Source organism: Pseudomonas sp. FG36 (assembly GCF_057809275.1).
Genome location: NZ_JBMDJQ010000019.1, coordinates 14,566 through 28,991, shown reverse-complemented (window position 1 = coordinate 28,991; position 14,426 = coordinate 14,566). Strand labels below are relative to the sequence as shown.

The following is a 14,426-nucleotide window of genomic DNA, read 5'->3' as shown; positions in this document are numbered from 1 at the left end:
TCACGTCGAAAGTCCTCTACAACGCCACATCGAGAAAGCCCGGCGCCTGGGCCAGGGCGAACGGGCTGAAGATCGCCCAATTGCGCTCACGGGGAAAATGGCCCTGCACGAAGGGCGCGGCCGCACGGATCAACGGTTGCGGCGGTGACAACTCGAGGCTGCTCAGGGCGAAGTGCTGCAGGCCGACCACTTCGTCCACCAGCAGCCCGGCGAACAGCTCTTCATGATCCAGCACCAGCACCCGCCGTTGCTTGCCCGCTGCAGCCGGACCAAGGCCAAAGAACGCACACAGGTCCATCACCGGCAGCAGCCGCCCTCGCAGGTTGGCCACCCCACGCACCCAGGGCTGCACACCCGGCACCCGGCTACCGCGGGGTTCGCGCAGCACTTCAGCAACTTCACCCATGGGCGCGACGAACCACTGCCCGGCAACACGAAAGCCGATGCCGCTCCATTGTTGCAGGCGGATGTCCTGCGGTGGCTGGTCAGCCACCAGCAGGCGGCAGCGCCGGTCGATGTCCAGCAGCAGCTCGAAGGCGGTCAGCGACGCGCCCTGGGGCCGGGTGGTCAAGCCTGCAGCACTTCTTTGAGCTTGGCGATCAGCGCGTCTTCTTCCACAGGTTTGGTCAGGAAGTCGCGGGCGCCCTGGCGCTGGGCCCAGATCCGATCGGTTTCCTGGTCCTTGGTGGTGACCACGATCACCGGGATGGCGCTGGTTTCCGGGTCCTTGCTCAACTGGCGGGTGGCCTGGAAACCGTTCATGCCGGGCATGACGATGTCCATCAGCACCGCGTCAGGCTTCTCCTGGCGCGCCAGGGCCACGCCGTCGGCGCCGTTGTCGGCCTTGAGCACCCCATAGCCGTGCTTCTCCAGCCATTCGGTCAATCTGTACATCTCTGTCGGCGAGTCGTCGACAATCAGAACTCGGGCCATGCTGTTTCCCCATCAGGAAATAGAGACGCCGCCTTGCGTGGGCGCGTCAGGGTGCGTGTGGATCCTGCGCGGCGAAGCCGGGCACGCAGGCACGGATCGCGTCGAGCAGTTCTTCCTTGCTGAAAGGTTTGGTCAGGAACTGGTCGGAACCGACCACCCGGCCGCGGGCCTTGTCGAACAGGCCGTCGCGGGAAGAGAGCAGGATCACCGGGGTGTCCTTGAACTCGCTGTTGTGCTTGATGATGGCGCAGGTCTGGTAGCCGTCGAGGCGCGGCATCAGCACGTCGACGAAGATGACCCGCGGTTTATGGTCGACGATCTTGGCCAGGGCGTCGAAGCCGTCACTGGCGGTGATCACCTCACAGCCTGCCTCGCCGAGCAACATCTGCGCGGTGCGGCGGATCGTGCGGGAATCGTCGATCACCATCACCTTCAGGGGTTGTTCCATAGTTGCGCTTCTGCCTGGGAGCGAATTCGCCAAAAGGCCGTGCAGGCCATGTGCCTGGCCTTTTTAGCACACTCCCGAAGGCCATTCCATCCGCCCGCCCCTTGACCGTGGGCGCGCCCGGCGCCACCCTGAGCCACTTTTTCTTTCGTGCCATGCGGCCAAGCGCCGCCAAGAGGAACTACCCCATGAGCGTTCGCCTCGGGATTGTCATGGACCCCATCGCGTCCATCTCCTACAAAAAGGACAGCTCGCTGGCCATGCTGCTGGCCGCCCAGGCCCGCGGCTGGAGCCTGTTCTACATGGAGCAGCGCGACCTTTACCAGGGCCAGGGCAAGGCGCGCGCGCGCATGCGCCCGCTCAAGGTATTCGCCGACCCGGCCCGCTGGTTCGAACTGGGCGAGGAGCAGGACAGCACCCTGGCCGAGCTGGACGTGATCCTGATGCGCAAGGACCCGCCCTTCGACATGGAGTTCGTCTACAGCACCTACCTGCTGGAACAGGCCGAGGCCGAAGGCGTGCTGGTGGTCAACAAGCCGCAGAGCCTGCGCGACTGCAACGAGAAGCTGTTCGCTACGCTGTTCCCGCAGTGCACGCCCCCCACCCTGGTCAGCCGCCGCCCCGACATCATCCGCGAGTTCGCCGCCGAGCATGGTGATGTGATTCTCAAGCCGCTGGATGGCATGGGTGGCACTTCGATCTTCCGTCACCGGGTCGGCGACCCCAACCTGTCGGTGATCCTCGAGACCCTGACCGCGCTCGGCGCCCAGCAGATCATGGCCCAGGCCTACCTGCCGGCGATCAAGGACGGCGACAAGCGCATCCTGATGATCGACGGCGAGCCGGTGGACTACTGCCTGGCGCGCATCCCGGCCAGCGGCGAGACCCGCGGCAACCTGGCCGCCGGTGGTCGCGGCGAAGCCCGCCCGTTGAGCGAGCGTGATCGCTGGATCGCCGCCCAGGTCGGCCCGACCTTGCGTGAAAAGGGCCTGCTGTTCGTCGGCCTGGACGTGATCGGCGACTACCTCACCGAAATCAACGTCACCAGCCCGACCTGCATCCGCGAGATCGACGCCGCTTTCAACACCAATATCGGCGGGCAATTGATGGACGCCATTGATCGCAAGCTTCAGGCGCGCTGACCGAGGACACGTGGCAACACCGCGCAGTGGGGTATGATGCCGGTCCTTTTCGACTGAGCTGCTGCCCCGCCGAGGCTCTGTACGAAAAGTCTTGAGACGCAGGTCAGGCAAGGCGAAAACAGCCGAGGAAGCGCAGTGTACTGAAGTACATGAGCATTCCGAGGCTGTTTTCAACGCAGCATGAACAAGTATCAAGGCTTTTCGTACAGAGCCTAGCGGTTGCTGGATACCCGATGACGCTCCCCGCTGACATCCCACCCGACCTGCTGCCACCGCGCGTCCGCCCGGTGGACCGGCTCGGTTTCACCCTGTTCCTGGCCGCCCTGGTGCACCTGGCGCTGATCCTGGGCGTGGGTTTCACCGTGGTCAAACCGGCCGAGATTCGTCACGCCATGGACATCACCCTGGCCACCTTCAAGAGCGAGAAAGCGCCCGAGAAGGCCGACTTCCAGGCCCAGGACAACCAGCAGGGCAGCGGCACCCTGGACAAGAAAGCGGTGCCCAAGACCACCGAGGTCGCGCCGTTCCAGGACAGCAAGATCAACAAGATCACCCCGCCCCCGGCGGCGAAACCGCAAACACCCCCGGCACCGGCCAAGGCCGTGGTCGCCACCCAGGCGCCGAAGCCGCAGAAAGTCGAGCCCAAGCCGAAGGAAAGCAAGCCGCAACCCCAGCCCCAGGCCAAGGTTCCGGACTTCGACAGCTCGCAGCTGTCCAGCCAGATCGCCAGCCTCGAGGCCGAGCTGTCCCAGGAACAGCAGCTCTACGCCAAGCGCCCGCGCATCCACCGCCTGAACGCCGCCTCGACCCTGCGCGACAAGGGCGCCTGGTACAAGGAAGAGTGGCGCAAGAAGGTCGAGCGCATCGGCAACCTCAACTACCCCGAAGAAGCCCGGCGCCAGCAGATGTACGGCAGCCTGCGGATGATGGTGTCGATCAACCGCGACGGCTCGCTGTATGAGGTGCTGGTGCTGGAGTCCTCCGGCCAGCCAGTGCTGGACCAGGCCGCCCAGCGCATCGTGCGCCTGGCGGCGCCCTTCGCGCCGTTCACCGGGGACCTGGCGGAGTTCGACCGCCTGGAGATCATCCGTACCTGGCGCTTTGCCCGGGGTGACCGGCTGCAGAGCAACTGACATCAGGGCTTACCTGATGGCAAAACAATAGCCATTCTGTAATCATGCGCGCCTTTGGATCCAACTGAGAAAGGACTCTTCCATGGCGCGCCCCCCCTTCGCCCGCAATACCGCAGCCTTTGTCTTTGCCCTTGGCGCCCTCGCACTGCCCGCCGTGGCGTGCGCGGATGCCGCCGCCCTGACGCAGAAACTGATCGACGAAGTGGGCGAATACCACTACGACGAAACCCCGCAGCGCCTGGCCGCCATCAAGGCCCTGCTCGACCAGGGCGCCGATCCTGATGGCCAACCGGTGTTCCTGGCGGCCTCCTACAAGGCGACCGCACCTTTCGAGCTGTTCCTGCCGAAAGTGAACGTCAATGCCCCCGTTCAGGAAAACGGCGAAACCTTGCTGCTGCTGACCCTCAACCAGGCTGAGCAGCCGGCCTCCAAGGCCGACCTGGGCATGGTCAAGGCGCTGATCGCAGCAAAAGCCAATGTGAACGTGCAGGCCCAGGAAGACACGGCTTCGCCCCTCAACACCGCGGCGGAAAAGGGCTCGCCAGAGCTGGTCAAACTGCTGCTGGCCGCCGGCGCCGATGCCAAGGCCACCCTGGCCAACGACTTCACGCCCCTGACCGGCAAAGGCGCCTCGAACCTGGAGGTGATCAAGCTGCTGGTCGAGTCCGGCGCCAACCCGTACCAGGTGACAGGCGCGGGATCCACCCCTCTGCACTTTGTCTGCCAACGCCCCTATGAACTCAATGGCCAGCCGGACCCTCAGGCGAACCAGCGCATCGCACTGTTGCTGAAGAAGGGCAGCTCCATCGATGCCATTCACGAGCAGCAAGGCACCTTCCCGGTCGGCACGCCGCTCAAGGAAGCGCTGATGAGCAACAACCCAGACTGCGTCGCCGCCCTGATCAAAGCCGGCGCCAGCCCCCAGGCCCCGGTGTACCCGGCGAGCTACCTGGCGCAGTACCCGACCGCCAGGCAACAGACGATCAAGGCCTATGTACTGTCCCAGGCCGACGCCGAGCCGGATCTGTATCCCGCCGAGATCATCAAGCTGTTCAAGTGACTTCCCCAGGCACGGCGGTCCATACCCACTGCTGGAGGCCGCCTGCTCGAACAACCCGGACTGTGTTGCGGCACTGATCGCCGCAGGTGCCGACCCGGAGGCACCCGCCCATTCGCCGACCTACATGAAGAACTTCCCGGATACCGAGCAGGAAACGGTCAGGCAGTACATCCTGTCCCGTGCAGCGAAACCCCGCAGCCTGTACTCGCCCGGAGTGGTGAAGCTGTTCCAGTAACCCGCCGTGCCACTGACAAGGTGCCCCTGGCACCTTGTCAGCCTCGCCACCTGGCGCCACACTAGCGGTCATGAAGACCCTCGCCCCCAGCTACCTCAAGCACCAGTTCCTGATCGCTATGCCGCACATGGCCGATCCGAACTTTGCCCAGACCCTCACCTACATCGTCGAGCACAATGCCCACGGCGCCATGGGCCTGGTGGTCAACCGCCCGCAGGAGCTGAACCTGGCCGACATCCTCGAACAGTTGCGCCCGGACGATGAGCCGCCGGCCAGCACCCTGCACGTCCCGATCTACCAGGGCGGCCCGGTGCAGACCGACCGCGGCTTCGTGCTGCACAGCAACGACCGCAGCTACCAGGCCACGGTCGAACTGGAGGGCCTGTCGCTGTCCACCTCCCAGGACGTGCTGTTCGCCATCGCCGCTGGCGACGGTCCGCGCAAGAGCCTGATCACCCTGGGCTACGCGGGCTGGGAAGCCGGCCAGCTGGAGGCCGAGCTTGCCGACAACGCCTGGCTCAACTGCCCCTTCGACCCCGAGATCATCTTCGGCATGGCCAGCGACATGCGCCTGGGCGCCGCCGCCGCCAGCCTGGGGATCAACCTCAGCCTGCTGACCAGCCAGGCGGGCCACGCCTGATGGCCGAACTGCGCTTGCTGCTTGGCTTCGACTACGGCACCCGGCAGATCGGCGTGGCCGTCGGCCAGGTGATCACCGGCCAGGCCCGAGAACTGTGCACGCTCAAGGCGCAGAACGGTGTGCCGGACTGGAACCAGGTCGAGAAGCTGATCAAGGAATGGAAACCCGACGCCATCGTCGTCGGCCTGCCGCTGAACATGGACGGCACGCCCAGCGAGATGAGCGAGCGCGCCGAAAAATTCGCCCGCCGCCTGCACGGCCGCTACAACCTGCCGGTGCACACCCACGACGAACGTCTGACCACCTTCGAAGCCAAGGGCGAGCAGATGGCCCGTGGCGGCCGTCACGGCAGCTACCGCGACAATCCGGTCGACGCCATCGCCGCGGCCCTGCTGCTGCAAGGCTGGCTGGAGGCCAACACTTAAATCCGCTTTGCCGCCGGCGGCTTGCCGGCGCCCGCCTTCCGAGGAGCACGCAATGAGCCTACCCAATCCCGCCGACCTGATCCGGCAGATGGCCGTCGACCTTCGCGCCCACCTGGCCCGTCGCACGATCGCCGAGCCACGCTTCATCGGTATCCGCACCGGCGGCGTGTGGGTGGCCCAGGCCCTGCAGGCCGAGCTCGGCGACCAGAGCCCGCTGGGTACCCTGGACGTCTCCTTCTACCGTGACGATTTCAGCCAGAACGGCCTGCACCCGCAGGTGCGCCCCTCGGAGCTGCCTTTCGAGATCGAAGGCCAGCACCTGGTGCTGGTGGACGACGTGCTGATGAGCGGGCGTACCATCCGCGCCGCCCTCAACGAGCTGTTCGACTACGGCCGCCCGGCCAGCGTGACGCTGGTGTGCCTGCTCGACCTGGATGCCGGCGAACTGCCGATCCGCCCGAATGTACTTGGCGCCACCCTGTCCCTGGCCGCCCATGAACGGGTAAAATTGACCGGACCCACGCCGCTCGCCCTCGAGCGCCAGGACCTCGCTCCCGCATCCGCCCTTTAAGAGTCCCCTGCGATGACGCCATTCGACGCCAAGCGCCCGCTGCAGCTCAATGATCAGGGCCAGCTGCGCCACTTCCTCTCGCTCGACGGTTTGCCCCGCGAACTGCTGACCGAAATCCTCGATACCGCCGACTCGTTCCTCGAAGTCGGTGCCCGGGCAGTGAAGAAAGTCCCGCTGCTGCGCGGCAAGACCGTGTGCAACGTATTCTTCGAGAACTCCACCCGTACCCGCACCACCTTCGAGCTGGCCGCCCAGCGCCTGTCGGCGGACGTGATCAGCCTGAACGTGTCGACCTCCTCGACCAGCAAGGGCGAGACCCTGTTCGATACCCTGCGCAACCTGGAGGCCATGGCCGCCGACATGTTCGTCGTGCGCCACTCCGACTCCGGTGCCGCCCATTTCATCGCCGAGCACGTGTGCCCGGACGTGGCCGTGATCAACGGCGGTGACGGCCGCCACGCGCACCCGACCCAGGGCATGCTCGACATGCTCACCATCCGTCGGCACAAGGGCAGCTTCGAGAACCTGTCGGTGGCCATCGTCGGCGACATCCTGCACTCGCGCGTGGCCCGCTCGGACATGCTCGCGCTCAAGGCGCTGGGCTGCCCGGACATCCGCGTGATCGGCCCGAAGACGCTGATCCCGATCGGCATCGAGCAGTACGGCGTGAAGGTCTACACCGATCTTGCCGAGGGCCTCAAGGATGTCGACGTGGTGATCATGCTGCGCCTGCAGCGTGAGCGCATGGCCGGCGGCCTGCTGCCCAGCGAAGGCGAGTTCTACCGCCTGTTCGGCCTGACCACCGCACGCCTGGCCGGCGCCAAGCCCGACGCCATCGTCATGCACCCGGGTCCGATCAACCGGGGCGTGGAGATCGAGTCGGCGGTGGCCGACGGCAAGCACTCGGTGATCCTCAACCAGGTCACCTACGGCATCGCCGTGCGCATGGCCGTGCTGTCCATGGCCATGAGCGGGCAGAACGCGCAACGTCAATTCGAGCAGGAGAACGCCCAGTGACCCTAAGCATCATCGGCGCCCGGGTCATCGACCCTGCCAGCGGCCTGGACACCATCACCGACCTGCACCTCGATGGCGGGCGCATTGCCGCCATCGGCGCGGCCCCGGCGGGCTTCAACGCCAGCCGCACGATCCAGGCCGAAGGCCTGGTCGCCGCCCCCGGCCTGGTCGACCTCGGCGTCTCCCTGCGCGAACCGGGCTACAGCCGCAAGGGCAACATCGCCAGCGAAACCCGCGCCGCGGTCGCCGGCGGCGTCACCAGCCTGTGCTGCCCGCCGCAGACCAAGCCGGTACTGGACACCTCGGCGGTCGCCGAACTGATCCTCGACCGCGCCCGCGAAGCAGCCAACAGCAAGGTCTATCCGATCGGCGCCCTGACCAAAGGCCTGGAAGGCGAGCAACTGGCCGAACTGGTGGCCCTGCACGACACCGGCTGCGTGGCCTTCGGCAACGGCCTGAAAGAGATCCCCAACAACCGCACCCTGGCTCGCGCCCTGGAATACGCCGCAACCTTCGACCTGACCGTTGTGTTCCATTCCCAGGACCGCGACCTGGCCCAGGGCGGCCTCGCCCACGAGGGCCCAATGGCCAGCTTCCTCGGCCTGCCCGGCATCCCGGAAACCGCCGAAACCGTGGCCTTGGCCCGCAACCTGCTGCTGGTCGAGCAGAGCGGCGTGCGCGCCCACTTCACCCAGATCACCAGCGCCCGTGGCGCCCGGCTGATCGCCCAGGCCCAGCAACTGGGACTGCCGGTCACCGCCGATGTGGCGCTGTACCAGCTGATCCTCACCGACGAGGCGCTGCGCGACTTCTCAAGCCTTTACCACGTGCAACCACCTCTGCGCACCGCCGCCGACCGCGACGGCCTGCGAGAAGCCGTGAAATCCGGAGTGATCCAGGCGATTTCCAGCCATCACCAGCCCCACGAGCGCGATGCCAAGCTGGCGCCGTTCGGCGCCACCGAGCCAGGCATCAGCAGTGTCGAGCTGTTGCTGCCGCTGGCCATGACCCTGGTCGAAGATGGCCTGCTCGACCTGCCGACCCTGTTGGCGCGCCTGAGCAGCGGCCCGGCCAAGGCCATGCGCCTGCCGGCCGGCGAGCTGAAAGTCGGCGCCGCCGCCGATCTGGTGCTGTTCGACCCGAAAGCTTCGACCGTGGCCGGCGAAAACTGGTTCTCCCGCGGCGAGAACTGCCCGTTCATCGGCCACTGCCTGCCGGGCGCGGTACGTTATACCTTGGTCGATGGACACGTCTGCCACGAGGCCTGAGTAACGCCATCGCGGGGCAAGCCCGCTCCCACGAAGCCCCCTGGGGTCATTGTGTGGAGCAGGCCTGCCAGGCAATGCCTTGAAACAACCATTCATCCCTCTCGGTTGAAATCCTTCCCCCCTCCCCCCATATGAGTCTGCATCAGGCATTTTCGCCCCGCTGCGTGGAGACTCTCCCCTTGACTACCATCGTTTCTGTCCGCCGTAACGGCAAAGTCGTCATGGGCGGCGACGGCCAGGTTTCCCTCGGCAACACCGTGATGAAAGGCAACGCCAAGAAAGTGCGTCGCCTGTACAACGGCCAGGTCATCGCCGGCTTTGCCGGTGCCACCGCCGATGCCTTCACCCTGTTCGAGCGCTTCGAAGCCCAGCTGCAGAAACACTCCGGCCACCTGGTGCGTGCCGCCGTCGAGCTGGCCAAGGAATGGCGTACCGACCGCTCGCTGAGCCGCCTGGAAGCGATGCTGGCCGTGGCCAACAAGGATGCATCCCTGATCATCACCGGCAACGGCGACGTGGTCGAACCCGAGGACGGGCTGATCGCCATGGGTTCCGGCGGTGGCTATGCCCAGGCCGCGGCCCGCGCCCTGCTGAACAAGACCGACCTGTCGGCCCGCGAGATCACCGAGGCCGCCCTGAACATCGCCGGCGACATCTGCGTGTTCACCAACCACAACCTGACCATCGAGGAGCAGGACCTGGCCGAGTGAATCAGTTGTTTTGGCGTCCCGCTCGCAGCGGGACTTTTCCACACTGATCACTGTGCTTGAGGACCCCATACATCATGTCCATGACCCCACGCGAAATCGTCCACGAACTCAACCGCCACATCATCGGCCAGGACGACGCCAAGCGCGCCGTCGCCATTGCCCTGCGCAACCGCTGGCGGCGCATGCAGCTCCCCGCCGAGCTGCGTGCCGAAGTCACCCCCAAGAACATCCTGATGATCGGCCCCACCGGCGTGGGCAAGACCGAAATCGCCCGCCGCCTGGCCAAGCTGGCCAATGCGCCGTTCATCAAGGTCGAGGCGACCAAGTTCACCGAGGTCGGCTACGTTGGCCGTGATGTCGAGTCGATCATCCGCGACCTGGCCGACGCTGCGCTGAAGATGCTGCGCGAGCAGGAGATCGTCCGCGTGCGCCACCGCGCCGAGGACGCCGCCGAGGACCGCATCCTCGACGCCCTGCTGCCACAGGCGCGGGTCAGCAGCTTCAGCGAGGAAGCCCAGCAGAGCAGCAGCGACTCCAACACCCGCCAGCTGTTCCGCAAGCGCCTGCGCGAAGGCCAGCTGGACGACAAGGAAATCGAGATCGAGGTCGCCGAGAACATGGGCGTCGAAATCGCCGCGCCGCCCGGCATGGAGGAGATGACCAACCAGCTGCAGAGCCTGTTCGCCAACATGGGCAAGGGCAAGCGCAAGGCGCGCAAGCTCAAGGTCAAGGACGCGCTGAAGATGGTCCGCGACGAAGAAGCCGGGCGCCTGGTCAATGAGGAAGAGCTCAAGGCCAAGGCCCTGGAAGCGGTCGAGCAGCACGGTATCGTGTTCATCGACGAAATCGACAAGGTTGCCAAGCGTGGTAATGTTGGCGGTGCCGATGTGTCCCGTGAAGGCGTGCAGCGCGACCTGCTGCCGCTGATCGAAGGCTGCACCGTCAACACCAAGCTGGGCATGGTCAAGACCGACCACATCCTGTTCATCGCTTCCGGCGCGTTCCACCTGAGCAAGCCGAGCGACCTGGTGCCCGAGCTGCAAGGCCGCCTGCCGATCCGTGTCGAGCTCAAGGCGCTGACCCCGGAAGACTTCGAGCGCATCCTCAAGGAGCCGCACGCCTCGCTGACCGAGCAATACAGCGCCCTGCTCAAGACCGAGGGCCTGAACATCGAGTTCGCCGACGAGGGCCTCAAGCGCCTGGCCGAGATCGCCTACCAGGTCAACGAGAAGACCGAGAACATCGGTGCCCGCCGCCTGCACACCCTGCTCGAGCGCCTGCTCGAAGAGGTGTCGTTCAGCGCCGGTGACCTGGCCAGCGCCCACGACGAGACGCCGATCCACATCGACGCCGCCTACGTCAACAGCCACCTGGGTGAGCTGGCGCAGAACGAAGACCTGTCGCGTTACATCCTGTAAGACCGCAGGGGGCCGCCTTGCGGCCCCCTTGCACAATGCCTGGAATCACTCGAAGCTTGCAGCTTGAAGCCAAAGAGAGAGTCACCCATGGCCCGCCTGCCCACCGCCATCAACCTGCACAAAGCCTCCAAGACCCTCACCCTCACCTACGCCCCCGGCGAGGTCTACCACCTGCCCGCCGAGTTCCTGCGCGTGCACTCGCCCTCCGCCGAAGTCCAGGGCCACGGCAATCCCATCCTGCAATTCGGCAAGATCAACGTCGGCCTCAGCGGTCTGGAACCGGCCGGTCAATATGCACTGAAACTGACCTTCGACGACGGCCATGACTCAGGATTGTTCACCTGGGAATACCTCGAGCAGCTGTGCCTGCGCCAGGAGCAGCTATGGGCCGACTACCTCGACGAATTGCACAAGGCCGGCAAATCCCGCGACCCGTCCGAATCGGTGGTGAAATTGATGCTCTAGCTCAAGCCCCGCAAGCTTTAGAGCGCATTTTCTAATCTCATCTGCTTGAATGCCTGGATGACTGCCAAAGATTGGCTGTCTTGCGCATTACACGAAAGTCGGGTAACCAATGGAGCTGGCAAGTTCCCTGCATCGCCTCCGGGCAGGCAGGGCCAGGCCGGTATGTAGAGGTCGCGAGCGAAAGCAGGTTGTCTTCACACGCAGAAACCCCCGCAGCTCATCATCGGCACGCATCCGGTCGCAGCACCGCTGTTCCTTATCACTGGTCACCCGAGTAGCAGTACCGGGCTGTCACAGCACACCGGTACTCGTCTCAGGACAACGGAGCGTCGTAGATGAGTAACAAGAACAACGATGAGTTGCAGCGGCAGGCCTCGGAAAACACCCTGGGGCTGAACCCGGTCATCGGCATTCGCCGCAAGGATCTACTTACATCGGCGCGCACGGTGTTGCGCCAAGCCATGCGCCAGCCCTTGCACAGCGCCAAGCACGTGGCGCACTTCGGCCTGGAGCTGAAGAACGTCCTGCTGGGCAAGTCGGCGCTGCAGCCGGAAGGCGACGACCGTCGCTTCAGCGACCCGGCGTGGAGCAAGAACCCCCTTTATCGCCGCTACCTGCAGACCTACCTCGCCTGGCGCAAGGAACTCAACGACTGGATCAGCGAGAGCGACCTGTCGCCGCAGGACATTAGCCGCGGGCAGTTCGTCATCAACCTGGTGACCGAGGCCATGGCGCCCACCAACACCCTATCCAACCCGGCTGCAGTCAAACGCTTCTTCGAGACTGGCGGCAAGAGCCTGCTCGACGGCTTGTCCAACCTGGCCAAGGACATCGTCAACAACGGCGGCATGCCCAGCCAGGTGAACATGGAGGCCTTCGAGGTCGGCAAGAACCTCGGCACCAGCGAAGGCGCGGTGGTGTACCGCAACGATGTGCTGGAGCTGATCCAGTACAGCCCCATCACCGAGCAGGTGCACAGCCGCCCGCTGCTGGTAGTGCCGCCGCAGATCAACAAGTTCTACGTCTTCGACCTGAGCCCGGAAAAGAGCCTGGCGCGCTTCTGCCTGCGCTCGCAGCAACAGACTTTCATCGTCAGCTGGCGCAACCCGACCAAGGCCCAGCGCGAGTGGGGCCTGTCCACCTACATCGACGCACTCAAGGAAGCCGTCGACGCGGTGCTGGCGATCACCGGCAGCAAGGACCTGAACATGCTCGGTGCCTGCTCCGGCGGCATCACCTGCACCGCGCTGGTGGGCCACTACGCCGCCCTCGGCGAGAAAAAGGTCAATGCCCTGACCCTGCTGGTAAGCGTGCTCGACACCACCGTCGACACCCAGGTGGCATTGTTCGTCGATGAGCAGACCCTGGAGGCGGCCAAGCGCCACTCCTATCAGTCCGGCGTGCTCGAAGGCAGCGACATGGCCAAGGTGTTCGCCTGGATGCGCCCCAACGACCTGATCTGGAACTACTGGGTCAACAACTACCTGCTCGGCAACGAGCCGCCGGTGTTCGACATCCTGTTCTGGAACAACGACACCACCCGGCTGCCGGCCGCCTTCCACGGCGACCTGATCGAGATGTTCAAGAACAACCCGCTGATCCGCTCCAACGCCCTCGAGGTGTGCGGCACGGCCATCGACCTGAAGCAGGTCGACTGCGACATCTACAGCGTTGCCGGCACCGCCGACCACATTACCCCGTGGCAGTCGTGCTACCGCTCGGCGCACCTGTTCGGCGGCAAGATCGAGTTCGTGCTGTCCAACAGTGGCCATATCCAGAGCATTCTCAACCCCCCGGGCAACCCCAAGGCGCGCTTCATGACCGGCGAGGATCGCCCGGACGACCCGGTGGCCTGGCAGGAGAACGCGGTCAAGCACGCCGACTCCTGGTGGCTGCACTGGCAGGCCTGGCTGGGTGAGCGCGCCGGCGAACTCAAGAAGGCACCTACACGCCTGGGTAACCGCGCCTATACCGCGGGCGAGGCCGCACCGGGAACATACGTGCACGAGCGTTGAGCCGAACCGCCGTGGTGCGCCTGGTGGCGCAGCGCGGCGCTACTTTCACCACAGAGTCACGCGCATGCCGCAACCGTATATCTTCAGGACCGTCGAGCTGGACGACCAGTCCATCCGCACTGCGGTCCGCCCGGGCAAGCCACACCTGACGCCGCTGCTGATATTCAACGGCATCGGCGCCAACCTCGAGCTGGTGTTTCCATTCATCGAGGCCCTGGACCCGGACCTGGAGGTCATCGCCTTCGACGTGCCCGGGGTGGGCGGCTCGTCCACGCCCCGTCACCCCTACCGTTTTCCCGGCCTGGCCAAGCTGACCGCAAGGATGCTCGACTACCTGGACTACGGCCAGGTCAACGTCATCGGCGTGTCCTGGGGCGGCGCCCTGGCCCAGCAGTTCGCCCACGACTACCCCGAACGCTGCAAGAAACTGGTGCTGGCCGCCACCGCCGCCGGCGCGGTGATGGTACCGGGCAAGCCCAAGGTGTTGTGGATGATGGCCAGCCCACGGCGCTACGTGCAGCCCTCCCATGTCATCCGCATCGCGCCGCTGATCTATGGCGGCGGCTTTCGCCGGGATCCGGACCTGGCCATGCACCATGCCTCGAAGGTGCGTTCGGGCGGCAAGCTGGGCTACTACTGGCAGCTGTTCGCCGGGCTCGGCTGGACCAGCATCCACTGGCTGCACAAGATCCACCAGCCCACCCTGGTACTGGCCGGCGACGACGATCCGCTGATCCCACTGATCAACATGCGCCTGCTGGCCTGGCGGATTCCCAATGCCCAGCTACACATAATCGATGATGGCCACCTGTTCCTGATCACCCGGGCCGAGGCCGTCGCCCCGATCATCATGAAATTCCTCGAGCAAGAACGCCAACGCGCGGTCATGCACCCTCGGCCAGCGGCACGGGGGTAGGAAGGCTTTTTATTGCGTCAGCACGGGCCTTTG

General features: G+C 65.3%; 16 protein-coding genes. 13 read left to right on the top strand and 3 right to left on the bottom strand.

Features of this window, described 5'->3' with window-relative positions; genetic code table 11:
• Nucleotides 1–16: 16 nt before the first annotated feature.
• From ACODS9_RS16110 to pilG, 3 genes are read right to left on the bottom strand one after another with little or no spacing between them, the layout of a single operon-like run.
• Nucleotides 17–571, bottom strand: a complete 555-nt coding sequence (locus tag ACODS9_RS16110) for a chemotaxis protein CheW (RefSeq protein ID WP_046853926.1) — start codon at nucleotides 569–571, stop codon at nucleotides 17–19.
• Complete coding sequence (pilH, locus tag ACODS9_RS16105; protein ID WP_046853925.1) at nucleotides 568–933, bottom strand: twitching motility response regulator PilH; 366 nt, start codon at nucleotides 931–933, stop codon at nucleotides 568–570. Before pilH ends, ACODS9_RS16110 begins: the two co-directional genes overlap by 4 nt.
• Before the next feature lie 46 nt (nucleotides 934–979).
• Complete coding sequence (gene pilG, locus ACODS9_RS16100; protein ID WP_046853924.1) at nucleotides 980–1,381, bottom strand: twitching motility response regulator PilG; 402 nt, start codon at nucleotides 1,379–1,381, stop codon at nucleotides 980–982.
• Between the two features lie 185 nt (nucleotides 1,382–1,566).
• Here pilG and gshB point away from each other — a divergent pair, with 185 nt between their 5' ends.
• From gshB to phaZ, 13 genes are all read left to right on the top strand, one after another.
• Entirely contained in the window at nucleotides 1,567–2,520 is a 954-nt protein-coding gene (gshB, locus tag ACODS9_RS16095; protein WP_046853923.1) for a glutathione synthase, read from the top strand.
• A 233-nt stretch (nucleotides 2,521–2,753) separates the two neighbouring features.
• On the top strand, nucleotides 2,754–3,653 hold the full coding sequence (locus ACODS9_RS16090) for an energy transducer TonB (protein WP_023631717.1): 900 nt from the start codon (nucleotides 2,754–2,756) through the stop codon (nucleotides 3,651–3,653).
• An 82-nt stretch (nucleotides 3,654–3,735) separates the two neighbouring features.
• Nucleotides 3,736–4,713, top strand: coding sequence for an ankyrin repeat domain-containing protein (locus tag ACODS9_RS16085; RefSeq protein ID WP_489094269.1), 978 nt, complete (start codon nucleotides 3,736–3,738; stop codon nucleotides 4,711–4,713).
• A 305-nt stretch (nucleotides 4,714–5,018) separates the two neighbouring features.
• Nucleotides 5,019–5,588, top strand: coding sequence for a YqgE/AlgH family protein (locus tag ACODS9_RS16080; protein WP_046853921.1), 570 nt, complete (start codon nucleotides 5,019–5,021; stop codon nucleotides 5,586–5,588).
• Complete coding sequence (ruvX, locus tag ACODS9_RS16075) at nucleotides 5,588–6,013, top strand: Holliday junction resolvase RuvX (RefSeq protein ID WP_028688357.1); 426 nt, start codon at nucleotides 5,588–5,590, stop codon at nucleotides 6,011–6,013. Before ACODS9_RS16080 ends, ruvX begins: the two co-directional genes overlap by 1 nt.
• A 52-nt stretch (nucleotides 6,014–6,065) precedes the next feature.
• A complete protein-coding gene (gene pyrR, locus ACODS9_RS16070; RefSeq protein WP_102682235.1) occupies nucleotides 6,066–6,584 on the top strand; it encodes a bifunctional pyr operon transcriptional regulator/uracil phosphoribosyltransferase PyrR in 519 nt (172 codons plus the stop codon).
• A 12-nt stretch (nucleotides 6,585–6,596) separates the two neighbouring features.
• Entirely contained in the window at nucleotides 6,597–7,601 is a 1,005-nt protein-coding gene (locus tag ACODS9_RS16065; RefSeq protein ID WP_038706925.1) for an aspartate carbamoyltransferase catalytic subunit, read from the top strand.
• Entirely contained in the window at nucleotides 7,598–8,869 is a 1,272-nt protein-coding gene (locus ACODS9_RS16060; RefSeq protein ID WP_401108903.1) for a dihydroorotase, read from the top strand. The genes ACODS9_RS16065 and ACODS9_RS16060 overlap by 4 nt, the downstream gene beginning before the upstream one ends.
• 179 nt (nucleotides 8,870–9,048) lie before the next feature.
• Complete coding sequence (gene hslV / locus ACODS9_RS16055; protein ID WP_011536056.1) at nucleotides 9,049–9,579, top strand: ATP-dependent protease subunit HslV; 531 nt, start codon at nucleotides 9,049–9,051, stop codon at nucleotides 9,577–9,579.
• Nucleotides 9,580–9,653: 74 nt separating this feature from the next.
• Nucleotides 9,654–10,997, top strand: coding sequence for an ATP-dependent protease ATPase subunit HslU (gene hslU / locus ACODS9_RS16050; RefSeq protein ID WP_046853918.1), 1,344 nt, complete (start codon nucleotides 9,654–9,656; stop codon nucleotides 10,995–10,997).
• An 87-nt stretch (nucleotides 10,998–11,084) separates the two neighbouring features.
• A complete protein-coding gene (locus ACODS9_RS16045; RefSeq protein WP_046853917.1) occupies nucleotides 11,085–11,462 on the top strand; it encodes a gamma-butyrobetaine hydroxylase family protein in 378 nt (125 codons plus the stop codon).
• A gap of 335 nt (nucleotides 11,463–11,797) precedes the next feature.
• Nucleotides 11,798–13,477, top strand: a complete 1,680-nt coding sequence (gene phaC / locus ACODS9_RS16040) for a class II poly(R)-hydroxyalkanoic acid synthase (RefSeq protein ID WP_046853916.1) — start codon at nucleotides 11,798–11,800, stop codon at nucleotides 13,475–13,477.
• Between the two features lie 64 nt (nucleotides 13,478–13,541).
• Nucleotides 13,542–14,393: a poly(3-hydroxyalkanoate) depolymerase gene (gene phaZ / locus ACODS9_RS16035; RefSeq protein WP_038706927.1), complete on the top strand. Its 852-nt coding sequence runs from the start codon at nucleotides 13,542–13,544 to the stop codon at nucleotides 14,391–14,393.
• Nucleotides 14,394–14,426: the final 33 nt, after the last annotated feature.

Bases quoted from the DNA above. Each gene is read 5' to 3' on its own strand.
- pilH (WP_046853925.1), bottom strand. From the start codon at position 933: ATGGCCCGAGTTCTGATTGTCGACGACTCGCCGACAGAGATGTACAGA.
- pilG (WP_046853924.1), bottom strand. From the start codon at position 1,381: ATGGAACAACCCCTGAAGGTGATGGTGATCGACGATTCCCGCACGATC.
- gshB (WP_046853923.1), top strand. From the start codon at position 1,567: ATGAGCGTTCGCCTCGGGATTGTCATGGACCCCATCGCGTCCATCTCC.
- ACODS9_RS16090 (WP_023631717.1), top strand. From the start codon at position 2,754: ATGACGCTCCCCGCTGACATCCCACCCGACCTGCTGCCACCGCGCGTC.
- ACODS9_RS16085 (WP_489094269.1), top strand. From the start codon at position 3,736: ATGGCGCGCCCCCCCTTCGCCCGCAATACCGCAGCCTTTGTCTTTGCC.
- ACODS9_RS16080 (WP_046853921.1), top strand. From the start codon at position 5,019: ATGAAGACCCTCGCCCCCAGCTACCTCAAGCACCAGTTCCTGATCGCT.
- ruvX (WP_028688357.1), top strand. From the start codon at position 5,588: ATGGCCGAACTGCGCTTGCTGCTTGGCTTCGACTACGGCACCCGGCAG.
- pyrR (WP_102682235.1), top strand. From the start codon at position 6,066: ATGAGCCTACCCAATCCCGCCGACCTGATCCGGCAGATGGCCGTCGAC.
- ACODS9_RS16065 (WP_038706925.1), top strand. From the start codon at position 6,597: ATGACGCCATTCGACGCCAAGCGCCCGCTGCAGCTCAATGATCAGGGC.
- hslU (WP_046853918.1), top strand. From the start codon at position 9,654: ATGTCCATGACCCCACGCGAAATCGTCCACGAACTCAACCGCCACATC.
- ACODS9_RS16045 (WP_046853917.1), top strand. From the start codon at position 11,085: ATGGCCCGCCTGCCCACCGCCATCAACCTGCACAAAGCCTCCAAGACC.
- phaC (WP_046853916.1), top strand. From the start codon at position 11,798: ATGAGTAACAAGAACAACGATGAGTTGCAGCGGCAGGCCTCGGAAAAC.
- phaZ (WP_038706927.1), top strand. From the start codon at position 13,542: ATGCCGCAACCGTATATCTTCAGGACCGTCGAGCTGGACGACCAGTCC.